Annotated in this window: 23 protein-coding genes and 1 pseudogene; 9 read left to right on the top strand and 15 right to left on the bottom strand. The window is 60.5% G+C overall.

Features of this window, described 5'->3' with window-relative positions; all coding sequences use genetic code 11:
• Positions 1 to 25 precede the first annotated feature (25 nt).
• Positions 26 to 1,006, top strand: coding sequence for a response regulator transcription factor (locus BCF11_RS19315; protein ID WP_233212545.1), 981 nt, complete (start codon positions 26 to 28; stop codon positions 1,004 to 1,006).
• 7 nt (positions 1,007 to 1,013) lie between these two features.
• Here BCF11_RS19315 and BCF11_RS19310 read toward each other — a convergent pair whose 3' ends face one another.
• Both BCF11_RS19310 and BCF11_RS19305 read right to left on the bottom strand, forming a co-directional pair.
• Positions 1,014 to 1,814 carry a LytTR family DNA-binding domain-containing protein gene (locus BCF11_RS19310; RefSeq protein ID WP_098496182.1) on the bottom strand — a complete coding sequence of 267 codons (801 nt, stop codon included), beginning with the start codon at positions 1,812 to 1,814 and terminating at the stop codon, positions 1,014 to 1,016.
• Positions 1,815 to 1,932: 118 nt separating this feature from the next.
• Positions 1,933 to 3,036 (bottom strand): histidine kinase, encoded by a 1,104-nt coding sequence (locus BCF11_RS19305; RefSeq protein ID WP_098496181.1) that lies wholly within the window; start codon positions 3,034 to 3,036, stop codon positions 1,933 to 1,935.
• A gap of 197 nt (positions 3,037 to 3,233) precedes the next feature.
• On the opposite strand from BCF11_RS19305, the gene argH reads away from it, so the two are divergent.
• The 6 genes from argH to BCF11_RS19275 all read left to right on the top strand — a co-directional run bounded on the left by argH (position 3,234) and on the right by BCF11_RS19275 (position 9,650).
• The gene (gene argH, locus BCF11_RS19300) at positions 3,234 to 4,628 is read left to right on the top strand and encodes an argininosuccinate lyase (RefSeq protein WP_098496180.1); all 1,395 of its coding nucleotides are present in this window, start codon (positions 3,234 to 3,236) and stop codon (positions 4,626 to 4,628) included.
• Positions 4,629 to 4,986: 358 nt separating this feature from the next.
• Positions 4,987 to 6,144 carry an ABC transporter substrate-binding protein gene (locus tag BCF11_RS19295; RefSeq protein WP_098496179.1) on the top strand — a complete coding sequence of 386 codons (1,158 nt, stop codon included), beginning with the start codon at positions 4,987 to 4,989 and terminating at the stop codon, positions 6,142 to 6,144.
• A gap of 219 nt (positions 6,145 to 6,363) precedes the next feature.
• Positions 6,364 to 7,245, top strand: a complete 882-nt coding sequence (locus BCF11_RS19290) for a branched-chain amino acid ABC transporter permease (protein WP_098496178.1) — start codon at positions 6,364 to 6,366, stop codon at positions 7,243 to 7,245.
• Between the two features lie 40 nt (positions 7,246 to 7,285).
• Entirely contained in the window at positions 7,286 to 8,155 is an 870-nt protein-coding gene (locus BCF11_RS19285) for a branched-chain amino acid ABC transporter permease (protein ID WP_199111180.1), read from the top strand.
• Positions 8,155 to 8,916 (top strand): ABC transporter ATP-binding protein, encoded by a 762-nt coding sequence (locus BCF11_RS19280; protein WP_098496176.1) that lies wholly within the window; start codon positions 8,155 to 8,157, stop codon positions 8,914 to 8,916. The genes BCF11_RS19285 and BCF11_RS19280 overlap by 1 nt, the downstream gene beginning before the upstream one ends.
• Positions 8,913 to 9,650, top strand: a complete 738-nt coding sequence (locus tag BCF11_RS19275; protein WP_098496175.1) for an ABC transporter ATP-binding protein — start codon at positions 8,913 to 8,915, stop codon at positions 9,648 to 9,650. Before BCF11_RS19280 ends, BCF11_RS19275 begins: the two co-directional genes overlap by 4 nt.
• Before the next feature lie 66 nt (positions 9,651 to 9,716).
• On the opposite strand, the pseudogene BCF11_RS19270 reads toward BCF11_RS19275, so the two are convergent.
• The 10 genes and pseudogenes from BCF11_RS19270 to BCF11_RS19225 all read right to left on the bottom strand — a co-directional run bounded on the left by BCF11_RS19270 (position 9,717) and on the right by BCF11_RS19225 (position 17,698).
• Positions 9,717 to 10,909, bottom strand: a pseudogene (locus BCF11_RS19270) (ISL3 family transposase).
• A 164-nt stretch (positions 10,910 to 11,073) separates the two neighbouring features.
• Positions 11,074 to 11,652 carry a hypothetical protein gene (locus BCF11_RS19265; RefSeq protein WP_098496174.1) on the bottom strand — a complete coding sequence of 193 codons (579 nt, stop codon included), beginning with the start codon at positions 11,650 to 11,652 and terminating at the stop codon, positions 11,074 to 11,076.
• Between the two features lie 15 nt (positions 11,653 to 11,667).
• Entirely contained in the window at positions 11,668 to 12,525 is an 858-nt protein-coding gene (locus BCF11_RS19260) for a hypothetical protein (protein WP_143751380.1), read from the bottom strand.
• Positions 12,526 to 12,748: 223 nt separating this feature from the next.
• Entirely contained in the window at positions 12,749 to 13,975 is a 1,227-nt protein-coding gene (locus BCF11_RS19255; protein WP_098496172.1) for a DUF3443 family protein, read from the bottom strand.
• A 12-nt stretch (positions 13,976 to 13,987) separates the two neighbouring features.
• Positions 13,988 to 14,518: a DUF2844 domain-containing protein gene (locus BCF11_RS19250; RefSeq protein WP_098496171.1), complete on the bottom strand. Its 531-nt coding sequence runs from the start codon at positions 14,516 to 14,518 to the stop codon at positions 13,988 to 13,990.
• A 309-nt stretch (positions 14,519 to 14,827) separates the two neighbouring features.
• Complete coding sequence (gene fos / locus BCF11_RS19245) at positions 14,828 to 15,238, bottom strand: fosfomycin resistance glutathione transferase (RefSeq protein ID WP_098496170.1); 411 nt, start codon at positions 15,236 to 15,238, stop codon at positions 14,828 to 14,830.
• 53 nt (positions 15,239 to 15,291) lie between these two features.
• Positions 15,292 to 15,669, bottom strand: coding sequence for a nuclear transport factor 2 family protein (locus BCF11_RS19240; RefSeq protein ID WP_098497587.1), 378 nt, complete (start codon positions 15,667 to 15,669; stop codon positions 15,292 to 15,294).
• Positions 15,670 to 15,873: 204 nt separating this feature from the next.
• The gene (locus BCF11_RS19235; RefSeq protein WP_199111178.1) at positions 15,874 to 16,389 is read right to left on the bottom strand and encodes a hypothetical protein; all 516 of its coding nucleotides are present in this window, start codon (positions 16,387 to 16,389) and stop codon (positions 15,874 to 15,876) included.
• On the bottom strand, positions 16,389 to 16,913 hold the full coding sequence (locus tag BCF11_RS19230; RefSeq protein WP_233212543.1) for a hypothetical protein: 525 nt from the start codon (positions 16,911 to 16,913) through the stop codon (positions 16,389 to 16,391). The genes BCF11_RS19235 and BCF11_RS19230 overlap by 1 nt, the downstream gene beginning before the upstream one ends.
• A gap of 197 nt (positions 16,914 to 17,110) precedes the next feature.
• Entirely contained in the window at positions 17,111 to 17,698 is a 588-nt protein-coding gene (locus tag BCF11_RS19225; protein ID WP_098496167.1) for a hypothetical protein, read from the bottom strand.
• A 199-nt stretch (positions 17,699 to 17,897) separates the two neighbouring features.
• Between BCF11_RS19225 and BCF11_RS19220 the strand changes: the two genes are divergently transcribed.
• Together BCF11_RS19220 and BCF11_RS19215 are read left to right on the top strand one after the other, a co-directional pair.
• Entirely contained in the window at positions 17,898 to 18,875 is a 978-nt protein-coding gene (locus BCF11_RS19220) for an ABC transporter ATP-binding protein (protein ID WP_098496166.1), read from the top strand.
• Complete coding sequence (locus BCF11_RS19215) at positions 18,872 to 20,182, top strand: hypothetical protein (protein WP_098496165.1); 1,311 nt, start codon at positions 18,872 to 18,874, stop codon at positions 20,180 to 20,182. The genes BCF11_RS19220 and BCF11_RS19215 overlap by 4 nt, the downstream gene beginning before the upstream one ends.
• A gap of 28 nt (positions 20,183 to 20,210) precedes the next feature.
• On the opposite strand, the gene tal is transcribed toward BCF11_RS19215, so the two are convergent.
• Genes tal through BCF11_RS19200 form a run of 3 tightly spaced genes read right to left on the bottom strand, consistent with a single transcriptional unit; the run spans position 20,211 to position 23,710 of the window.
• Positions 20,211 to 21,176, bottom strand: a complete 966-nt coding sequence (tal, locus tag BCF11_RS19210) for a transaldolase (protein WP_098496164.1) — start codon at positions 21,174 to 21,176, stop codon at positions 20,211 to 20,213.
• Between the two features lie 32 nt (positions 21,177 to 21,208).
• Complete coding sequence (xylB, locus tag BCF11_RS19205; protein ID WP_369827862.1) at positions 21,209 to 22,681, bottom strand: xylulokinase; 1,473 nt, start codon at positions 22,679 to 22,681, stop codon at positions 21,209 to 21,211.
• Positions 22,682 to 22,720: 39 nt separating this feature from the next.
• Positions 22,721 to 23,710: a LacI family DNA-binding transcriptional regulator gene (locus BCF11_RS19200; protein ID WP_233212692.1), complete on the bottom strand. Its 990-nt coding sequence runs from the start codon at positions 23,708 to 23,710 to the stop codon at positions 22,721 to 22,723.
• Positions 23,711 to 23,736 lie beyond the last annotated feature (26 nt).

Raw genomic sequence — 23,736 nt, 5'->3', positions numbered from 1 at the left:
GACAAGCCATGCATAAAGGAAGATCTTGGACGACAATCTCAATCACGCATCCAACCAGCATCAACGGCCGCTTACGGCACGTCCGGTGGTGCTGATTGTGGATGACATCCCGGATAATCTGGCGCTGCTGTCGGACGCGCTGGACGAGAGCGGCCATATCGTGCTGGTAGCGACCGACGGCGCCAGCGCGCTGGAAAGACTGGCCTTCATTACGCCCGATCTGATCCTGCTGGATGCGGTGATGCCAGGCCTCGATGGCTTTGAAACTTGCCGCCGTATCAAATTGCTGGATAGCGCCAGCCAGGTGCCGGTGGTGTTCATGACCGGCCTGAGCGAAACCGAGCACGTGGTAAAAGGCTTTCAGGTCGGCGGCATAGACTATGTGACCAAGCCGATCCGCCCGCAAGAAATAGTGGCGCGCGTCGCCGCACATATCAGGACAGCGCGCATGATGTCGCAGGCCAGGGACGTGATCGACGCCGCAGCACACGCCGTTATCGTGCTCGGGACCGATGGCAAGCCATTGTGGCAGACCGGCAAAGCGTCGTTCTGGCTGGAAAAATATTTTCCGCGAAGCGCCCCTCAAAGTCTTAAATTGCCGCAGCAATTGCATTTCTGGCTGAATCAGAACCTGGTGTTGCTACGCCAGACAAAGCAGATACCGCAGGCCTTGGTGATTGCCGGCGACGATGGCGAGCTCATCATCAATCTGTCCCAGAATACCCAGAGTTCCGAATTGACGTTGCTGATGGAGGAAAAATCGTTCAGCCTGCCGACTGCATTGCAGTTAGAGGCTTATCGCCTGACGCCGCGTGAAACCGACGTCCTGGCCTGGGTCTCCAAAGGCAAGACCAATCGCGACATTGCCGAAATTCTGGGCATGAGTCCGCGCACCGTGAATAAACATCTGGAACACATCTACGTGAAACTGGGAGTAGAAACGCGGGCCGCCGCTGCGGCACTGGCTATCAACAGGCAATACGACACCGGCCACACCCTGCAGTAGCGGCAAGCTAGCGGACAAGCGCCTTTATCACCGCCCATTGCCGTCTTGAAATCGGCAAGCGGTGATCGATATCGCGCAAAATGACTTGCCAGACTTCCTGCGGTTTGTCGGCATCGCCCTCGCCGTCCGGCATGTGGATGCCGCGTTCGACGCCGATGATGGCGTTGCGCGCCACCAGCGCGTTGCGATGCACCCGCACAAAGTGCGCCGCCAGTTCTTCTTCGATGGACACCAGTGAATCTTCGATCAGGTATTCCTTGCTCTTGGTGCGCAGCGTGACGTACTTCAGCTCCGCCTTCAGATACAGCACCTCGCCCATCGGTACCAGCGACATGCGGCCGCGCTCCTGCACCGCGAAATGCTGGCGCGGCAATGCCGCTGTTGCTTCTGCGCCGCTCGCTGCGGCCGGCTGCGGCGGCTGGCGCAGGCGGCTGGCGCGCGCGATGGCCTGCGCCAGCCGTGCAGCGCGCACCGGCTTGACCAGATAGTCGAAGGCTTGCACCTCGAATGCATTCAAGGCGTAGTCATCATAGGCGGTCACGAAGATGATCAGGGGCGCCTCGGCCTTGGCTGCATCCGCCTTGCTCGCCAACTGCTCGGCCAGCTGCAGGCCGCTCATGCCGGGCATCTGCACATCCAGCAGCACCAGATCCGGCGCGGTGGCGGCAATCCCTTCCAATGCAGCTTGCGCATGGGCGGCTTCGCCGACCAGGTAATGCGGACAATCGGCGACGATATCGGACAGCAGCGTGCTCAACCTGGCGCGCGCGGGCGCTTCGTCGTCGACAATGAAAATACGAGGGATCATGACGGATTATTATGATTAACGGATGGGGCAGATGTTTTCACAAGAAAACATTGTCCACGAAAAACACGAAAGCCACGAAAAAATTTTTGTCCGTGTCTTTCGTGGATGTGGATTTTTCTCAGCCCGTGGGCGCTTTGGCCAGAGCCGCTTTCACATACGGGAAGCTGGCGCGCACCTGAAACTGCCCCAGCGTGGTGCTGGTGGTCAGCTGCGCCTCGACGTCGTACAGCAGCGCCAGCCGCTCGCGGATATTTTCCAGCGCCATCTGGTTACCCTCCGGCAGCGCGGCGACGCCCTTGCCGCTATACGGATTGTAGGGATTGGTGATGACGATCTCGATCCGCTCCAGCGAATGGCTGAGCTTGATGTGGATCAGGGCCGGTTCGGTGCTCGGCTCGACGCCGTAATGGACCGCATTTTCTATCAGCGGCTGCAACAGCAGAGTCGGGATCTGCGCCCGGTACACCACCTCGTCGCTGATGCCTTCGCGTTCCCATTGCACCCGCAGGCGATCGCCCAGGCGTATTTTTTCTATCGACAGATATTGGCGGCACAGGCGGATTTCCTTTTCCAGCGTGGTCATGGCGCGGCCGTCGCGCATCAGCACGCGGATCAGGTCGGCCAGGTCTTCCAGCGCCGCCTCGGCCCGGCGCGGCTCGCTGCGGATCAGCGACAACACCGCGTTGAGGCTGTTGAACAGGAAATGCGGCCGGATCCGCGCCTGCAAGGCTTGCAGGCGTGCCTCCACCAGCACCGGTGAAAAGGCGCGCGCACGCAATTCGAAATAATGCTGCAGGCCGATGCCGAACAAGGCCGCCACCAGCGCCGCGCGCAAGACGCCGCCGGCGGCGTTGAGATGGGAAAAACCGTTCAGGAACCAGTCGAAGCCCGACAGCAGCCAGATCACCGCCATCGTCACCAGCGCCGGCGCCAGCGCGCACAAGATCCGCTGCACTACAAAAGAAAAATGGTGGGCAATCCGATGCAAACCACACAATACCGACAGCGACAGGAAACAGGCCGGCTCGACCAGCATTGCCGATTCGACAAAACTGTTGATCGCCGCAATCAGTCCGTCGCTGCGCAGCAGGACCGCCGCCATGACGGCCAGGTTCACCGCGATCAGCGCGCGAAACACCACGCCCAGGTTGCAGCCGTCGGGAATCACCAGTGCGCCGGGTTGCTGCGCCAGCGAACTATCGACGGTCTGATCAGAAAGCATAGGCGCTGGTATCGGTTAACATAAAAACAATCATAGCTTGGTTATGAGGCCTATATCGCAGGGTAAAATGCCTGTATCAAGCAGGCGCAGCCGGTTTTCGGGGGCAGTGCGAGGGTAGTGATTTATAATCGCATAATTCCTTGCCTGCTCACTGCTTACTTCACTTCTTACTCTCACGCGCGATTCAAACCTCAATTATGACAGCACAACTCTCCAAAAAAGGCGAAGCTTGGTCGGCTCGTTTCTCCGAACCGGTCTCTGATCTGGTCAAACGTTACACGGCGTCGGTATTTTTCGACAAGCGCCTGGCCGAGGTCGATATCCAGGGCTCGCTGGCACATGCCGAGATGCTGGCATATCAAAAGATCATCAGCGCCGACGATTACGCCTCGATCCAGAAAGGCATGACCCAGATCCAGGGCGAAATCGCGAGCGGCAAGTTCGAATGGCTGCTGGACCTGGAAGACGTCCATCTCAACATCGAGAAGCGCCTGACCGAACTGGTCGGCGATGCCGGCAAACGCTTGCATACCGGCCGTTCGCGCAACGACCAGGTCGCCACCGACATCCGCCTCTACCTGCGCGGCGCCATCGACGACATCAGCGGCCTGCTGCGCGAACTGCGCCTGGCGCTGCTGGACTTGGCGGAACAGCACGCCGACACCATCCTGCCCGGCTTCACCCATATGCAGGTGGCGCAACCGATCACTTTCGGCCATCACGTGCTGGCCTACGTCGAAATGTTCGGCCGCGACGCCGAGCGCATGCAGGATTGCCGCAAGCGCGTCAACCGCCTGCCGCTGGGCGCCGCCGCCCTGGCCGGCACCACTTTCCCTATCGATCGTGAACGCGTAGCGAAAACACTGGGTTTCGACGACGTCTGCCGCAATTCGCTGGATGCCGTCTCGGACCGCGACTTCGCCATCGAATTCTGCGCCGCAGCGGCGCTGGTGATGACCCACGTCTCGCGCATGTCGGAAGAACTGGTGATCTGGATGAGCCCGCGCATCGGCTTCATCGATATCGCTGACCGCTTCTGCACCGGCTCCTCGATCATGCCGCAAAAGAAAAATCCCGACGTGCCGGAACTGGCGCGCGGCAAGACCGGCAGAGTCAACGGCCATCTGATTGCCTTGCTGACCCTGATGAAGGGCCAGCCGCTGGCCTACAACAAGGATAACCAGGAAGACAAGGAACCGCTGTTCGACACCGTCGACACGATCACCGATACGCTGCGCATCTTCGCCGACATGGCGCGCGGCATCACGGTCAAGCCGGAAGCGATGCGCGCCGCCGCCCTGCAAGGCTACGCCACCGCCACCGACCTGGCCGACTACCTGGTCAAGAAGGGCCTGCCTTTCCGCGACGCCCACGAAGCCGTGGCGCATGCCGTGCGCAGCTGCGTCGACCAGGGCTGCGACCTGAGCGATCTGTCGCTGGAACAGCTGCGCGCTTTCTCGCCTTTGATCGAAGACGACATTTTCCAGGTGCTGACGCTGGAAGGTTCGGTCGCCGCGCGCGACCATATAGGCGGCACCGCGCCGCGCCAGGTGCGCCTGGCGATCCAGCATTTGCGCCAGCAGTTAGGCTGATTCAAGCGGCAGGACCGATGAATATGGCGGGAAGCGCAATGCTTCCCGCCATGCCGATTTGGCATGAGCGGCGTCAGCAGAATTGAGAAACGCCGGGTATAATTGCCGAAAAACACGCAATACCTCTCCAAAGCCGACCAAAAGTCGCCGCATCCCCCGCGTAAAACACCCGTTTTTTACCTGGCTCGTGAGTAGTTTGTGTGCCAGGAATTTCTGACCGAAAATCCCTTATACTTTGCTCACCTTCGGTGTGCCTTTGCGCGCGCCGAAATAAAAACGCTGCCGATTTCGTGCTGCACAGCGCCATTGCGCCGTGCGCTCGTATCGCTAAGAAAAACGGTCTATTGGAGGACATCTAATGCAATTCAAAACCATATTGAAATCGCTGCCATTGCTGATGCTGGCCGCCGGCCTGAGCAGCGCCGCCCACGCCGCCGACGTCAAGCTTGGCCTGGCCGCTGCCCTGACCGGCCCCGCCGCCAAATACGGCGTCGCCATCAAGAACGGCTTTACGCTGGCCGCCGACGAAGTCAACGCTGCCGGCGGCGTCAACGGCAACAAGCTGCAACTGATCATCGAAGACGAACAGGGCAAGAAAGAAGAAGCCATCAACGTCTTCAAGAAACTGATTTTCAAGGACAAGGCGCTGCTGGTGTTCGGCCCGACCCTGTCCAACTCGGCTTTCGCCGCCGACCCGATCGCCAATGCCGCCAAGGTCGTCGCCTTCGGCACCAGCAACACCGCCGACGGCATCACCGCCATGGGTCCGTTCACCTTCCGTAATTCAGTCATGGAAGCCGACGTCCTGCCGGTCACCACCCGTGCCGCAGTCAAGCATTTCGGCATCAAGAAAGTCGCCATCATCTATGGCAACGACGATGCTTTCACCAAGAGCGGCTACGACGTCTTCAAGGGCACCCTGGCCGACCAGAAGATTCCGGTCACCACCACCGAAGCCTATGCCAAGGGCGACGTCGACTTCAAGGCGCAGCTGACCAAGATCAAAGCTTCCAATCCGGACGCCATCGTCTGCTCCTGCCTGACCGAAGAAGCCGCCAACATCATCCTGCAAACCCGCGCGCTGGGCATGAAGCAGCCCTTCATCGGCGGCAACGGCCTCAACTCGCCGAAGCTGTTCGACATCGCCAAGGGAGCCGGCGACGACACCATCATGGGCAGCCCATGGTCTTCGGAAAACCTGACGCCGGCCAACAAGGCATTCATGGCCGCCTACAAGGCCAAGTTCGGCAGCGATCCGGACCAGTTCGCGGCGCAAGCTTACGATGCTCTGCACGTGGTGGCCGATGCGCTGAAGAAGATCAAGCTGAGCGGCGCCATCGACAAGGACCGCATCGCCCTGCAGCAAGCCTTGCCTGCGGTGACGATTGAAGGCGCCACCGGCAAGTTCGCCTTCCGCAAAGCCCCGGCCGTCACCGGCAAGGAAGTCGGCTACGATGCGCAGCAGGAAGCGATTGTGAATATTGCCAAGGGTGGTAAGTTCATCTTGTTGAAATAACGTAGTCAATAGGGGACAGAGTTTGTGAGTCGCCGCAGCGCGACGAACTACTCTGTCCCCTATTGACGGCGCCCGGAGAAAGAATACTGCACCAACCACGGAGAACTGTACTCCGTAGCCCGTTAAGTGGGGTCAGAGTAATTTACGACGATAAAACTGTCGTAAAAAAACTCTGACCCCACTTAACTGATTTTGTGGCTGATTTTTAGAAAAACCCTCATGCTTGAACAACAACTCATCAACGCCCTCTCGCTGGGCAGCGTCTATGCGCTGTTTGCGCTGGGCTTCACGCTGGTTTTCGGCGTGCTGGGCGTGATCAATCTTTCGCACGGCGCCATCTTCATGCTGGGCAGCTACGCCGCCCTGCTGCTGATTGAACATTTCGCATTGCCGCTATGGCTGGCGATGCTGGCCGCGATGCTGGCCTCCGGACTGCTCGGCCTGGCAGTCGACTATCTGGTGCTGCGGCCGCTGCGCGCGCGCAACGCGCCGCACCTGGCGCCGATGATCGCGACTATCGGTGTCGCCACCATCCTGACCAGTCTGGCGCAAGGTTTGTTCGGCGCTGAAAACAAGCGTTTCCCGGTCGGCACCATTCCAGAAGAAAGCTACAACTGGGGCAATCTGCATGTCACTGCGGTGCAGATCGGCATCGTCGTGATTTCCTTCCTCCTGATGCTGGTGCTGCTGGCGGTCATGCGCCGCACCCAGCTGGGCCGCGCCCTGCGCGCCATCGCCGAATCGCCGAAAGCGGCCTACCTGCTCGGCATCAATGTCGAAGGCCTGTTCTACCTGACCTCGTTCGCAGCTGCCGCCCTCGGCGGCGCGGCCGGCGTGCTGGTCGGCCTTTCCTTCAACGCCATCACGCCATTCATGGGCCAGCCGATGCTGCACAAGGGTATCGCCGTGATCATCCTGGGCGGCATGGGCGACATCCGCGGCGCCATGATCGCCGGCCTGTTCCTCGGTTTTGCCGAAGTGCTGACCGTAGCCTATATCTCCAGCGATTTCCGCGACGCCGTCGGCTTCGGCCTGCTGTTCCTGATCTTGCTGGTCAAGCCTTCCGGGATGTTCGGCAAAGTGCTGGAAAGGAAGGCCTGACATGACCGAACTGCTTACAACCATCGGCGCGGCCGGCTTCATGGACTGGTGGGACGGTTTCTGGTCGACCTATAACACCGTGATTTTCAGCCTCGGCGTCAACGCCATGCTGGCGCTGTCGATCTACGTCACCCTCTCGTGCGGCTTGCTGTCGCTGGCGAATGCCGCCTTCATGGGCATCGGCGCCTATGCCGCAGCGCTGATCAGCATGCAGACCGGCTTGCCGTTCCCGGTGGCGCTGGCGGCCGGCGGCGCACTGCCGGCGCTGGTGGCGCTGATCATCGGCATCCCCACCCTGCGCCTGTCCGGCGTCTACCTGGCGATGGCCACCCTCGGCTTTGGCGAGGTGGTGCGGGTAGTGGTGCTCAACATGGACATCACCGGCGGCCCGCTCGGCCTCAACGGCATCCCTTTGAAGACCGAGTGGTGGCATATCGTGCTGCTGCTGGCGTTGACGCTCTACATCCTGGCGCGCATGCGCCGCTCCAAAATCGGCCGCGCCTTCGAAGCCATCAAGGAAGACGAAGTGGCGGCGCGCCTGATGGGCGTCAATGTCGCCGGTTACAAGCTGCTGGCGTTCGTCGTCGGCGCCGCCATCGCCGGTGTCGCCGGCGGTCTCAATGCCCACTACACCTTCACCATCGGGCCCGGCAACTACGCTTTCGAAAACGCCGTCGAGATCCTGACGATGGCGGTGTTCGGCGGCACCGGCAGCCTGGTCGGCCCGACCCTGGGCGGCATGCTGCTGACCCTGCTGCCGGAAGCGCTGCGCGACTTCAACAGCTATCGTTCGGTGGTCAACGGCCTGATCCTGGTGCTGGTGATCCTGTATCTGCCGAAAGGCATCTGGAATCCGCGCCGGATCCGTGCTTTTTCCCAGCGCAAGCCGCAAGCTGGAGGACGCATCTAATGCTACAACTCAAGAACATCAGCAAGAACTTCGGCGGCCTGCAGGTGCTGCAAGCCGTCAATTTCGATGTACCGCAAGGCGGCATCTTCGGCCTCATCGGTCCCAACGGCGCCGGCAAGACCACCGTCTTCAACCTGATCACCGGCTTGCTGCGTGCTTCCGGCGGCGCCATCGAGTTCGACGGCCAGGATATCGGCAAGGTCGCGCCGCACAAGATCACCGAGCGCGGCATCGCCCGCACTTTCCAGAATATCCGCGTGTTCAAGGAAATGACCCTGCTGGAAAACGTCGTGGTCGGCATGCACGACCACATGGACTACAGCTTCGGCAGCGTGCTGCTGAACCTGGGCGGCTACCGCAGGATCGAAGCGCAGGCGCGCGAACGGGCGCTGGAACTGCTGTCCTGGGTGCGCCTGGACCACAAGGCGCAGATGCTGGCCGACAGCCTGTCTTACGGCGAACAGCGCAAGCTGGAGTTCGCCCGGGCGCTGGCGACCAAGCCGAAACTGTTGCTGCTGGACGAACCGGTGGCCGGCATGAATCCCGCCGAAAAAACCGAACTGATGACGGAAATCCTGAACATCAAGCAGCGCGGCTTCAGCATCTTCATGATCGAGCATGACATGCGTTTCGTGATGGGCTTGTGCGACCGCATCGCGGTGCTCAACTTCGGCCGCATCATCGCCGAAGGCAGCCCGGACGAGATCAAGAATAACCAGGAAGTGATTGAAGCCTACCTGGGCAAGGAAGACAGCGAATGACGGCTACAGCAACCAACACCCGAGCGCCGATCCTGCAGGTGCAAGACCTGGCGGTTTCCTACGGCCATATCGAAGCGGTCAAGGGCATCGATATGGTCCTCAACGAAGGCGAGATCACCGCGCTGGTGGGCGCCAACGGCGCCGGCAAAAGCACCGCCCTGCTGGCCATTTCGGGCTTGCTCAAGTCGCAGCGCGGGCAGGTGCTGCTCGGCCAGCAAGACCTGACCCGGCTGTCGCCGCACAAGATCGTCCAGAGCGGCGTGGTACAGGTCGCCGAAGGCCGCGCCACGCTTACCACGCTCAGCATCGCCGAAAACCTGGCGCTGGGCGCATACACCCGCAAGGACAAGGAAAATATCGCCCGCGACCTGGACTGGGTGTATTCCCTGTTCCCGGTGCTGCAGCGGCGCAAGGACGGCCTGGCCGGCAACCTGTCAGGCGGCGAGCAGCAGATGCTGGCCATCGGCCGCGCCCTGATGGCCAAGCCGCGCGTGCTGCTGCTGGACGAACCGTCGATGGGACTGGCGCCGCTGCTGGTACAGGAAATTTTCCGCATCGTCGAAGAAATCAACCGCACCGGGTTGACGATACTGCTGGTGGAACAGAACGTCCGCCAGGCATTGCGGATTGCCCAGCACGGTTATGTGCTGGAAAACGGCAAGATCGTGCTGGCCGACAGCGGCGTCAATCTGCTGAACAATCCAAAGGTGCTGGAAGCGTATCTGGGCGGCTGACGACATTGCAGCAAAGACAGGTCCAGCCCGGACTTCCCTGAGATCCCATGCATAAAAAAAGGTTCTTCACGGATTACCGGGATAGGCGGCTTTAATCTTCAGGAAGAAGAAGGCGCTATCCCGGTATCCGTATGCCATGCGCTTCATCACTTTGATGCGATTGTTAATTCCTTCGAGCTGCCCTGTGTGCATCGGCCAGCGTACCCTGGCTAGGATTCCACGCCAGTAGATTTTGAGCTTTTTGGCAAATTTCTGTAGCGGCTCGATGCTACTGTCATGGGCCATCTTTAGCCAGGCGCGCCAGGCGTTGCGCCAATGCCAAGCGCTAGTGGCCTGCCATAGTTCCTTCAGACTGGCCTTCATAATGTAGACCGTCATCAATGCTTTGTTTGCAGCTAGCAGTTCGTCCAATTTCGGCTGCTGCTCGGACGGCACGTTGCTGCGATTGCGCAACAACAGCCATCGGGCGCGCTTGACGACACGCCTCATAGGGAGATCGCCTTTAAGGCGATTGGCCTCGTCCACGCGCACCCTGTCGATCACCTCCCGACCGTATTTGGCAATCACATGAAACAGGTCGTAGACCACTCTGGCTTGCGGGCAATGCAGCTGGACTTCGAGGTCGAAAGCCGTATTCATGTCCATGGCCACTGCCTTTATATCGGCGCAACGCGCCGGCCCTAGCCATTCACAGAACACGCGAATTGCCTCTCTGCTACGACCCTCGCCAACCCAGAGAACGCGGCGCGTGTCGGCATCGAGGACAACCGTGGCATAGCGATGTCCTTTGAACAGCGCGAATTCATCCATCACTAGCCTGGTTGGCTGGGCGTCAGGCAGCTCAGCCAATTTACCCTCCAGGCGTTGTCGGTCGATCTTGCGCACCGTTTCCCAGTGCAGCCCGGACAGCTTGCAGACGTGAGCCGCAGGTAGCTTCTCGCACCATAGACCAACGAATTGGGCCAGACGCTGAGTAATGCGTGCGTGCCGATCCAGCCACTTCACACGCTCGGTGCGTGTGCCACAGGAATCGCAGCGCAGCCGCCGAAGATTCACCTGCAGCCACACAGAATCGCCGAGCATCGGCATGTCACGTATGAGGTCTCGTGAACTTGGGAACAAGATTGCTCACAGCCGGAGCAAATCATTGGCGCGCCGTCAGTGGGCACAAGGCTGATCCAAGTGCCGTCGTCGCGTCGGTCAAAATTCCAGACGCGAAAGCCTTCCCAGAATGGGAGGTCAAGATTATTATCCGTCATTGAAAGCGGTGGGGTTGGGTAGAAACTGTTGGTCGCACAACAAGTTTAAACTTACTTCACCGCTTTCCCATTTCTAGATTACTTCCCGATAATCCGTGAAGAACCTAAAAAAACCCGTCAACACAGGTTAACGGGTTTTTTGACGCGGATGAAAATCTGTCAAATCAAGTAGTCAGGCCGCATTGCTTATCCAGATCGACGGCAACCTTCCTCAACAAATTGTTCAGTGCGTAGTTGAGGGTAGTAACGTATTCGGCATCCGCTCCCCACATATTGGTCTTGTCGCCGGATGCACGGTATGTCTTGCTTTCAACCTTGCCGTCGGGCCGCGTGTAATCCATTTTAATCACGACCGTACCGAACAGCTTCAAGCCGACTTGCCAGGTATACGCACGGATAATCTTCGGCGACAGCGTGATGCGGGCTTGCCCGTCCGTGACGCCGGTTTTCTCGATCAGAAAGCCGAAGTCGCTCAGATTCTGCAGGCCTGCAGTGGCCCAGCCGGCAGCATCGCCGCTGATCAGGGGATTGGTGAGATTGACTCCCAGGGTGTCCTTGTTCAAACGTTCATCGACAACAGGAAGCACCTTGAGCATGCAGGCATGCGCTACCGGAACAGGGCGTACATCGGCAGCGACAGAGTCATAGTTCATGCTCAAAGGCTGCCGTTCGCCTTCGGCAGCCAGGGCGGATTGGGTCGCCAAGGCGGCGAACATGAGCGCGATGCAAGTGATCTTTTTCATCGGGTGGTCTCCTAATCAAGGCAAAAGTGAATACAGGCTGCCGGCGGCGTCGCGAATGATGACGCGTTCGCCTCGCTTGTCCACGAGCGTGCCCTTGACGGTTTTCTGATTGGCCGATGCATTCTCGCCGAAATTGAATTTGACATCCATCTTGTCAGCCTTGGCCGAAGCTGGAGCATTTTCCTTGACGTCGATCGACAGCATGGCCAGCGTCTCGTCGATGCCCTCTTTCAATTTGTCAAAAAAAGGCTTGCCGCCGTCGGCAGCCCAGGCTTTCGCGGATTGCTCTCCGCCGCCTCCCAACGCGGCCGACTGATACTTCAGGAAATTTTTATAGACCGGCTGCTGCGCACCCTTGGTCCACAAACTGGAAGCCGTAATGATGTTCAATGAACGCAGGTCCGTCGACAGATAATAATCGGTCGAAATGAACAGTTCGGCTTCGCCATCCTTCAGATTCTGGACCTGCTGCAGAACATCTTTGGCTGGCATCGCGCGCGCCGTCGTCACGACATTGATCACTTTGAACGGATACTGTTCATGCAGTTGCCGTGTCAGCTCCGGCCAATAAATCGTACGAAAATCGTAATCCTCCAGAGATTCGTACATTGCGTCCATCGCCGCCTGCAAACGCGTTTGCCTTGCATTTGTCACGGATGCATCGATCAGCGCTGGAATCAATCCTCCGCCGAGAGCGGCGGAAACGGTCGAAGGGTCGGCCCTAGCGATCACTTCGTCCTGAACCACCAGGCTACGGGCGTTGACGCTTTGGATCTTCTTGGCGTTTTCCTGGCTTAATGGAATGTATTGCGGACCGGCGCAACCGGCCAGACCAATGGCAAGCGCCATCATGGTCATGATGCTTCTAAACATGTATTCCCCCTGGTTAATTATTTTTTTGCCACGCAAATATAACTGAAAATGGCAGAAAAAAACTTGCGAGAGAATAATTAAATACAATCAGCTGTTGCAAATACAACACGCCTATGCCACACGGCCAAACGCCTTCCGTACTGTCGAAAGATGGGTGCAAATCGCAAGGTCTCCGGCGGATGCAAATGATCCGCCGGAGACCTCATGATCGGCTCAGTTTTCTTCAAAAGGCATTGAACGGCCCGCTGATCACCTTGCCCTTGGCATCGGTTGCCTTGGCGCCGGCGATGCCGACAAAGATTTTGCGGCCCAGGAAGAACGGCAAGCCATAACCGAAGGTCGCCAGGTCATCAGCACTGCTGTTATCGCCAAAGCCGTAATTGTTGTACACATAGTTCGCTGCGGCAAACGCTGAACTGTCTGCGATGCTGAAACTGACCTTGGTCGTGACCTTGCCGCCGTAGGCATTCATGGTGGCGGTTTCAGATACGGCCGGATCAGGGCAATAGCCGCTCTGGCAAACCTTCAGCGATTTGTCATAGAAATTCCAGGCGTTGGTGCCGCTGTCGATGTAAGAGAAGGTGCGTTTGCTGTTCTTGTACACTGTGTTGAGCAAATCGCCGGACGGGTCCAGCGGAAACACGGTGGCGCTGCCCAGGCCGTTATTGGTCTGGGTGCCGATGCCAAAAGTCAGGCTGCCTGTGACAGACGGCGCACCGCCCGCGGGAACCGACGGCAACTCCAGCACAACGCCATTGTTATCCTTGGCGAACAGCGTCACGACGTTGGGCAGGACATTGCGCAGGCTGCTGTCATGCACCGTGTTCGCTGCGCAGCCGCTGGCATCGCAAGCGAAGTACAAGCCGCTGTCCGCCGGGATGGCGCTGACGCCGATCAGGCCGTTGGAGCCGTACAGCGCCACCGTGTCGTTCTGGCCGCCCAGCGATGAATTGGTGCAGTCGTCAGGAATGGTCTGGAATTTGGAATCGCTGTCGCCGATCAGCTGCAGCGGCACCTTCTTTGCCGTTTCGCTGCCGATGGTGATGTCCGCGGTTTTCACTGAACCCCATACAAAGCTGCTGACATAGCCTTCACACTCGGCAATCAGCTTGCCTGAAGCGGTGGTCTTGGTCGCCAGCGCGCTCGCCAGACGGCTGTTGAGCACGGACGAGACGATGTGCAGGCCGGAGGAGCCGGTATCAACCGTGATGTGGTCGACGGTCTGGCAGTTGGTGGTGCTGCCCGGCGCGCAGATCTTCACTGAAATCGAAGGAATGTTCATGCTGCCGCCCTGGCTCGACGCCAGGATGGGCGGACCGGCATCAATCGTCATAGGCACCGAGTTGCCGGCGACCGCGGCGGCAGGCGGTTTGACGCTGGATTTTGCCTGGGACAATGCCGGCGCCATGGCGCTGATGCTTAACAAGACGGGGATCAGTAATTTTTTCATAGGATTCTCCTCTTATTGGATATCGCTGGCGGATACGCCCTGCGGCAGCTTTGCCGACAGGTAGGCTTGCCCTCCCAGCAGCCCGGGGCGGCGGCTGGAGTGGATCACCAGGCCGGCAGTCTCTATGTGCGAATTGCCGCGGCGGCCGGCGTTGCGCGCGGTTCCTTGCTGGCGCGCGGCTTCGGATTTTTTCGCCATTTGATAGTTGTCATTGCCGAGCAGTTGATGCAGGTCGGGCATGTGGGGCCCCCTCCAGGCGATGCCGAACACCTGGCCGCCGGCCGAGTATTCGCGCACCACCACACCGCCGCCGGTGGTGAATTCATCCACCGAAAATGGCGCTTTGGCGACGCCCGAGACATCCGCCTGCGCGCCCTGTTCGCTACTGGCCGCGGCTGCGGACTTCCTTTGCTGGCTGTTGGTGGTGCTTCCTTTCAGCTTGCTTTGATCGGCGGCGATCGAAGCGGTGTCTCCGCCCAGCGAGGCATAGGCGGAAAGCGGAGCGCAAACCGCCAGGCATAGAATATTGATGAATATTTTCATATCAACTCCGGTGTGTGTTTCGAATGACGACGAAAAATACTCAAGCTGGCGCGTGATTTGCGAGGCTCTTATCTGGGATGCCCGCCGAGACAGGAAAAAGGGTCATGCTGATCAGTAATAATTTGTAACCAATTGTCTCTGCGGATCTGTCGCGAGAGGCTGGCGGGCGGCGCGGTCAGGATTCGGAGTAGCGCTAACTGACTGCAATGCGCAGGCGGAATGCGGAGTGGCTAGGGAATTGGAAAACAGGCGGGGAAACTAGAATGGCGGGTGGCGCTTGCGCTCAAACGCCGGGTACTGGCAACAGCGTCAATCGAAGAACTGCATGCCTGCATAGGGCCGGTCGCGGCAGGCGCGCAAGCGGCTGGCCAGGTCGCCGACATGCGCTTCCAGCTGATGGCCGTCGGGATCGAGAAAGTAAAAGGACGCGCCCTCGCTGCGATTGTCCTTCCACTCGACTACGCCGGCTGCGCGCATGGCCGTGACAAAATCCGCAAAGGCGCCCTGCTCCACCGTAAATGCATAGTGGGTATAGTCGGCGCCGGAGATACTAGCCCGATTCGGATCGAACGACAAGCATAGCCAGAGCTCGCCCGCCGACAGATAGGCGCCGTGGTCCCAGTGGGCATGCAGGCGCATGCCCAGCGTTGACTGGTAAAAATGCACACCGCGGGCAAGATCGCTTACCGCCAGCGTCAGATGGTTTAATCCGTTCAGCATTTGTGCTCCGCACTTGCCGCCAGCATCCAGATGGATGCAGCGCTAACCCGGGTTCAAGGACGGGCGTTCAACCTGGTTTCGCCAACGGCGAAGGAAGCCTTCTGGATCCGCTCGTTGGCCACTTCGTACACGCAGATCATCTCGACCGTGCCGACGCCTTCAGGAAAATTGCGCGTGACCAGCTCGTAGTCGACCACGACGTTTGCCATGCTGGTGCGATTGATGAGACGGGCTTGCAGATCCGGCTCAGCGAACCTGGCGAGGAAACGCTGGCGCATCTGCTCCTGCCCTCGCGCCAGCAGTTCGCCATGCAGCGTGTACTGCTCGGCGTCCGGCGCGTAGGCCAGCAACAAGGCGTCGATGTCTTTAGCGTTGTAGGCGTCGAGCTGCGCCTGGACGACCTGCAGCGGGGTCTTCGAAGGTTTGGTCATTTTTGATCCGGAAAAGAATGAGAGGAAAATCCCGCTGCCCTGGTCCATATCAGCGATAAGAAGCAGTTTCGTATCGGCCATCCAGAAAAAAATCTCCATGAGACTAGCAGGATCGCATGCGCCGGGTATCACACTATACATTCCAATTTAATCACTGTCACACAGGTGACAATCAAATTTTTCAGGCGCTGTTGCCGCGCCGAGTTATTGCAAGCTGCCCCAGCGCTCAACCGCCGGTTCAGCCACCGCCCAGCGCCAGATATCGTTGCTGCGGCAGGCGCTGCCGGTGTACCAGCCGCGCTTGAGCTGATCGCCCTCGCCGCTGTCGACCGACATGATGACTTCCTTGCACAAGGCCAGCGGCGTATCGATCAGGCGCACCACTCGCACTTCGCCATGTTCGTTGGCGTAGGGGATCTGGTGCACGATCGCCCAGCGGCTGGCGTGGCCGACATCGAGGTTGCCGACGACGGCGGCGATCTCGTCCTGTTCTCCCTTTTGCCAATTGCGGAAAATGTATTTGGTAGTGGCGTCGGTGGCCGCCTGGACGCCGATGCCGACGGCGTAGCCGACCGCCGGATTGGAAGTGACGGCGCCGCTGGCGACGCCGGCGGCAGCGCCGGCAAAGCCGCCGATGCTGTTGCAGCCGCTGAGCGCCAGCGCTGTCAGCAGCACGACCGCGCCGACCATAGCGCTACGCGGTGAACGCGACAGCGGCATCACTGCAAAGCTCCCCAACGCTCGGTTGCGGGTTCGGCCGAGGCCCATTTCCAGCCCTGGCCGGCGCGACAGATGGTCGCTACATAAAATTCGCTGTCCGGCGTGTTGATCTGACCCACCAGGCCATCGACCGAAAACACGATTTCCTTGCAGCTCATGCCTTCACTGCTGATGACACGGCTCACCGTGACCCTGCCGCGTTCATTGTCTTCAATTGGCAAGGAATGCTTGATCTGCCATTTGCCGACTGCGCCAACCGCCAGTTCGCCGGCGGCCTTGGCGATGCTGTCCTGCTCTTCGCCGTGTATCTTGCGCTGCTCATATTGCAAGCCTGCGCGTGCCGCCGCCTGCACACCGAGACCGATGCCGGTCGCCATCGCAGCATTGTTGGTCACCTTGCCAGCCAGCGCGGTGCCGGCGACGCCGGCCGCGGCGGAACTGCCTTCTGTCAGTACCGAACTGCAAGCACTCAATCCCATTACCGCGCACAGCACCAGCAAACCACTAATCCGTTTTAACCGCATTCCACCATCCACTAGATAAGCCATCGATCAGATCGACGATGCATTGATAGACATCAGCCAGAGCGGCTGCAAACATTCTAGAGGAGAAAATACGGATGCGAGGCGGTCAAAGCATGGCAATTTGCAAATTTTTGTTAAATGCCGCCGACTGAAAAAACATCCTTACAAAAAATGACGTTCAATAATTTCACATGACATTACAAACCGCCGCCCATAGCCGAACCGCCGCCACCCATGCCGCCGCCCATGCCTCCTCCGCCCATGCCCTTGCCGCGTCCCTTGCCGGACGATTTATCCTTGGGCGCCGCCGAACTGCGGTCGCAGGACGCTACGTCGACACGTTGCAGCCGGTCCGCCAGGAAAGCCCTCGTCGTCTGCCGCTGCTGGTCGTCGAGCGCATCGTTCATGGTCAGCCACAGCTCGCGCAACTGGCGCCCGTCCTGGTCTGACAAGGCCGATTCCGCATCGATCGCGGCCGACAGCTGGCGCAGGTCGAGCGCCGGATTATTCAAGCCGTTCGCCATGTTCGCCTGGATCAGGTGCTGCCGTTTTTCGCGCTCGTTGATGATCCCGCGCGATTTTCCCTCCAGCTGGCGCCACAAGGTTTGCTGATTCGGGTTCAGGTGCAGATCGTCCTTCAGGCCGTCGGCTACCGACAATAGATCTTCAGTGCGAAAATCCATCACCGGCGACGCCAGCGCAGGGGCCGTCAGCCCCAGGCTCAGGCTCGCCATGACGGCCATTGAAACAAGCTTCAAGGTTGATACCAGCGGCTTTCCGTGCATTGCAGTCTCCTAGAGATCAAAACGCGTATTTAACCGGAGTTGCCATGCCAATGCGGCAGGTGAATCATTTGGTAACAGCTGGCAGCCTATTGATACAGCATGTTGCCGGGCGCAATTTGCAGCTTTAAGCGCGGATTGCTTTATTATTGCCAACTTACATTGCTATCATGTCCACACTGTCTCTTGAAGATCGATTCTCATGATAAAAATCTCTGGTCTTACCTTCGACTATCCCGGCCACCGCGCGCTGCACCAGGTCAGCCTGGAAGTTGAAGCCGGCAGCGTCACCGCGCTGGTCGGCTCCAACGGCGCCGGCAAAACCACGCTGATGCGCTGCATCGCCGGCCTCGAAACCCCGCTCGCCGGCTCCATCAGCGTGGCCGGCATGGATGTGCTGGAACAGCCGCGTGCAGTGCATAGGATCATGGGCTACCTGTCCGATTTCTACGGCCTTTACCAGGCGCTGACCGTGGCCCAATGCTTTGAATATGCGGCGGCGGCGCAAGGTTTGCCGGCGCCGGACATCCCGCAGGCGATCCAGACCACCGCACGCCAGCTGGGACTGAGCGACCGCCTGCAGCAGACCTGCGACAAACTATCGCGCGGCCTGCGCCAGCGGGTCGCCATCGGTCAGGCCATCATCCATGGGCCGAAGATCCTGCTGCTGGACGAGCCCGCTTCCGGCCTCGATCCGGAAGCGCGCGCCAGCCTGGCCGGCCTGTTCCGCCAGCTGCAAGCCAAGGGCATGACGCTGCTGGTGTCCTCGCATATCCTGGCCGAGCTGGACGAATACTCCACCCACATGCTGGCGCTGCGCGAAGGGCGGGTGCTGGAATACCGCGCCCTGCTCCATAACGGCAGCCAGCCGGGGTTGGGACAATCTCCGCAACGCTCGCTGCGGCTGACGCTGGCGCAGCCGGACCCCCGCTTGCAAGCGCAACTGGCGGCCGAGCCGGCGCTGCAAGTCAGCGCCAGCGATGAACGCAGCGCCGACTTCAATTTCAGCGGCGACGAGCATGCCCAGGCGGCCCTGTTGGCGCGCCTGGTCAGCGCCGGGCTGCCGGTCTGCGGCCTGGCCGATCAAAAGGAAAACCTGCAGCAATCCTATCTGCGTTCAGTAGCGACTTACGAAAATGGACAAACCAACAATCCAAGCAAAGCCGGGAGCGCATCGTGATCAATCCTGAATTCAAGCGTAACCTGTGGCTGCAGTTTTCCCTGCACCGGCTGATCGCCATGCCGGCCATCCTCGGGCTGATTTTCTTCACGCTCAGCATCGCCGCGGCCAATCTTCCCGGTGGCGTTGCGCTCGACAGCGTGGCGCTGATCCTGTTCGCCGGCATAGTCTGCCTGTGGGGCACGCGCAGCGCCAGCAATGCCGTGATCGATGAGATCCGCGACAAGACCTGGGACCAGCAGCGCATGAGCGCGCTCGATCCATGGACCATGACCTGGGGTAAATTGTTTGGCGCCACCGCCTTCAACTGGTATGGCGGAATCATCTGCCTGGCGGCGTTTGCAGTCACGGCAATTGCCGGCGAACGCAGCATGACCTTGAGCGCCGGCCTGACGCTGGTGGCGCTTGGCATCCTGATGCATGCCGCCACCATCGCCCTCAACCTGCACCTGATGCGCAGCGACATACGCGCCGTGCAGCGCGGCGGCATCGCCTGGGCAGTGGTGGTGATCGCGGTCATGTTCGCGCCGCCGTTCCGTTCCCGCCTCGACACCACCATCCAGTGGTGGGGCACGGCCTTTTCCTACGGCCCTTTCCTGCTGGGCAGCATGGTGTTCCTGGCCGCCCTGGCCGTCTTCGCCGCCTGGCGCAGCATGAACAGCGCGCTGCAGATCAGCACCATGCCCTGGGCCTGGCCGCTCGGCTGCTGCCTGCTAGCCGCTTACCTGGCCGGCTTCGCCGACGGCGTCGGCCTGCTGTGGATAGGCCTGCTGCTGGCCATGGCGATGACTTATGCCGCCTTGTTCACGGAAGAAAACGATATCGCGCTCTGGCAAAGGATCGTTGCCCGCATTGAAGCCGGCAACTGGCAAGGCTTCTTGCGCAGCCTGCCGATCTGGCCCAGCACGCTGCTGTTGAGCTGTTGCTTTGCCCTGCTGCTCCTGCTCAGCAACGGCCAGACGCCGCCGTTCGAGCTGCCGCCGAGCTTCGCCTACAGCCCCTTGCTGGCCGTGACGCTGGCCCTGATGCTGCTGCGCGACAGCTGCGTCTATCTGTTCTTTGCCTTTTCCAGCAAAGGCAAACGCGCCGGCGCCACCACCATCCTGTACCTGGCGGTGATCAACGGCTTGCTGCCGTTCCTGGCGCGCGTGCTGGGATTGAAGGGACTGGCGATATTTTTCATGCCGCTGCATCTCGGCAGCGCCTGGACCATGCTCGGCGTCGCCCTGCTGCACGCCGTGCTGGCCCTCGGGCTGCTCAACTGGCGCTGGCGCCAGCGGGTATTGAAAGACGACACGGCGGCCTGAGCGCCTGTCGCCTCATTTACTTGTGCGATTACTTGTGCGCTGATGCGATCAAGCCTTCGATGATCTTGTCGAGCTTGATCGCATCGGCGGCAAAGCCGCGTATCCCCTCCGCCAGTTTTTCCGTCGCCATCGCATCCTCATTCAGGGCGTAGCGGAATTCCGCTTCGTTGTAGCTGACTGCCTGCAGATCGGCGCCGGCAGCGGCATCCTGGTCCAGCGCGCGCGCCAAGGCGGCGTCACTGGCTTGCAGCTGCGCCAGCAGTTCCGGGCTGATGGTCAGCAGGTCGCAGCCGGCCAGCGCGGCAATCTGGCCGACGTTGCGGAAGCTCGCGCCCATCACTTCGGTCTCTATGCCGAAGCGCTTGTAGTAGCTGTAGATCTGCGCTACCGACTTGACGCCTGGATCGTTTGCCAGCGTGTTGGCCGACTCGTCCCAGGCCGCGCCGGCCGATTTCTTGTACCAGTCGTAGATGCGGCCGACGAATGGCGAAATCAGGCGCACCTTGGCGTCGCCGCAAGCCACCGCCTGGCAGAAGGAAAACAGCAGGGTCAGGTTGCAGCGGATGCCGTCCAGCTCCAGGATGCGCGCCGCCTGGATTCCTTCCCAGGTCGAGGCAATCTTGATCAGCACCCGCTCGCGGCCGATGCCGGCCGCTTCATACAGCGCCATGATGCGGCGCGCACGGGCCACCGTGGCGGCAGTATCGAAACTGAGACGGGCATCGACTTCGGTGGAGACCCGGCCCGGCACCACTTTCAGGATTTCCAGGCCGAAGCGCACCAGCACCTGGTCGACGATCTGATCCAGCTTACTGTCGGCGTGGGCCGTAACGGTCTCGGCCAGCAAGGGTGCATAGTCGGCTTGCTGGACCGCCTTCAGGATCAGCGAAGGATTGGTGGTGGCGTCGCGCGGCTTGAATTGCGCCAGCTGCTTGAAATTGCCTGTGTCGGCGACTACCGTCGTGTATTGCTTCAATTGCTCCAGCTGATTCATGACTAAGCCTTTTCCTTGTAAATATTTAAAAATCAATCGTGCAGGGCTTGCGCCGCTCCCAACAGTCCACGGAATTTCTGATAGCGCTCTTGCAACATCGGCTGTTGTGCGGTAACCGGCAGGAAGCGCTCTTTCACCGGCATGCCGTTTTGCAGCAAATCGGCGCCGCGCCCGGACGCCAGGAAACCCAGCTTGGCGGCGCCTATGCAAGCGCTCAGCTCGCTGCCCGCCAGAGTATGGATTTCGCGGTCGAGGATGTTGGATAGCAATTGCGCCCAATAGTTGCTGCGGGCGCCGCCGCCGACCAGCGCGCAAGCGCCGACCACCGCTCCGGCCGATTGCACCGCATGCAGCGCATCCAGCAAGCCGAAGCCGACGCCCTCCAGCACCGCATAGCCGAGCATCGCCGGCGAGCTGTCGTAACCCAGGTTCATGAAGCCGCCGCGCAGCAAGGGATCGTTATGCGGCGTGCGCTCGCCGGCCAGATACGGCAGGAACAAAGGAACGCCGGCGGCCACCGGCTGCGTCTGCGGCAAGCCGGCTTGCACCAGTTGCAGCAAAGCTTGTTCATTCGGCTGCCCCAGCAGGCCGGCGGCCCAGCGCAGGCAGCTGGCGCCGGCCAGCATCGCCCCCATGGTGTACCAGCGCTCCGGCAGCGCATGGCAAAAACTGTGGACCGCGCTGGCCGGGTTGCCGGCGGCATGATCGGTAATGGCGACGATGGCGGCGCTGGTGCCCAGCGTGATGAAGCCATGGCCGGCGGCTATGGCGCCGATACCGACAGCGGATACCGGATTGTCGCCGCCACCGCCGGCTACCGGCAATTGTTCGTGCAGTCCAAGCTGCCGCGCCGCGGCGGCGCTGAGGCCGGCCGAGACCGCGGAACCTTCCACCAGCCGCGGCAGCTGCTTCAACTGCAAGCCGCAAGCCTGCGCCATCGGCTCAAACCAATCGCGTTTTTCCACATCCAGCCAGAGCGTGCCGGCGGCGTCGGAGACATCGCTGATGCGTTCGCCGGTGAGGCGCAGGCGCAAGTAATCCTTGGGCGACAGGATGCAGGAAATCTCGCTGAATGCTTGCGGCTCATACTGCCGCAGCCACAGCAGCTTGGGCGCCGTCAGGCCGGCCATCGGCAAACTGCCGGTAACCGCCGCAAATTCGGGATGCCGCTGCTGCAGCCATTGCGCCTGGACGATGGCGCGCGAATCGTCCCACAGGATGGCCGGGCGCAGCACCCGGTCCGCCTGGTCCAGCAATACCGCGCCATGCATCTGGCCGGACAGGCCGATGCAGCAGACCCGGGCATAAGCCTGCGGCTGAGATTGCCGCAATTGCTGCAAGGCCGAGATGCAGGCTTGCCACCAATTTTCCGGATCCTGTTCGGACCAGCCGGCCTGCGGCCGCGAGATGCTCAGCCTGGCGCCGGCATGCGCCAGCACCGTGCCGCATTCGTCCAGCAGCACGGCTTTCAGTTCCGACGTGCCGAGATCAATCCCGAGTGAGATGGGACTACCCATAGATGTTGCTTTCCGGTGAAATAGTGTTCAAAGACAGCCGCATGAATTGCGGACCCGCAGCGTCGGTGCCAGCCGCACTGTCTGCTTCTTGCCGTCCGGCTCTTCGATCCGCTTCATCAGCAGTTTGACGGCGCGCATGCCCAGCTCCTTGACCGGCTGCGCCATCACGGTCAGGCGCGGCACGAAGAAATCGGCCCAGTCGAAATCGTCGAAGCCGACCAGCGCGATCTGTTCCGGCACATCGATCCTGGCGTCGCGCAGCGCGTGCATGGCGCCGATGGTCATCAGGTTGTTGGCGGCCATGATGGCGGTCGGCGGTTCCGCCAGCGTCAGCAAATGGCGGGTGGCGCTGCGCGCCGGTTCGCTGCTGGATTCGCCGTTCACCAGCAGCGCTGCGTCAAACGGCAGGCCGGCGGCAGCCAGCGCGGCGCGGTAGCCATCGATCCGTTCGTCGGTGGTGGTGAGGCCGGCGCGGCCGGCGATCAGGGCGATGCGGCGATGGCCGTGCTCGATCAGGTGGCTGACCAGTTGCTGCGAGGATTTCTTGTTTTCCACGCCGACCTGGTCGAAACCCTGCGCAATCAGGCGGTCGACCAGCACCGCCGGAATATCGTTGGCGCGCAGGTATTCCAGCGCCAGGTGCTGCGGATCGGCGGACGGCGCCAGCAGGATGCCGTCCACGCGGCGGTGATGCAGCGCCTTGACCGCGCGCAGTTCCTGTTCCGGATCGTCGCGGGTATCGACATACAGCATCATGATGCCGTGCTTGGCGCATTCGGTTTCGATGGCGTGCACGGTTTCGCTGAAATAGTGATTGGAGAGAGCCGAAATGGCGACGCCGATGGTGTTCGAAGTGGAGCGCGCCAGCGAGCGCGCCAGCGTGTTGGGTATGTAACCCAGCGCCTGGATCGCCGCCTCCACCGCGCGCACCGTCGCCGGCCGCACCTTGCGGGTGCCGTTCAAGACATGCGAAACCGTCGAAGTCGACACCTTCGCGATTCTTGCGACATCATCCATCGTAGCCAATTATTCTCCCCCTCTTT

The organism is Collimonas sp. PA-H2, from assembly GCF_002564105.1.
Lineage (GTDB): Bacteria > Pseudomonadota > Gammaproteobacteria > Burkholderiales > Burkholderiaceae_D > Collimonas.
The sequence above is the reverse complement of the archived record's forward strand: the minus strand, read 5'-3'. Positions and strand labels throughout refer to the sequence as shown.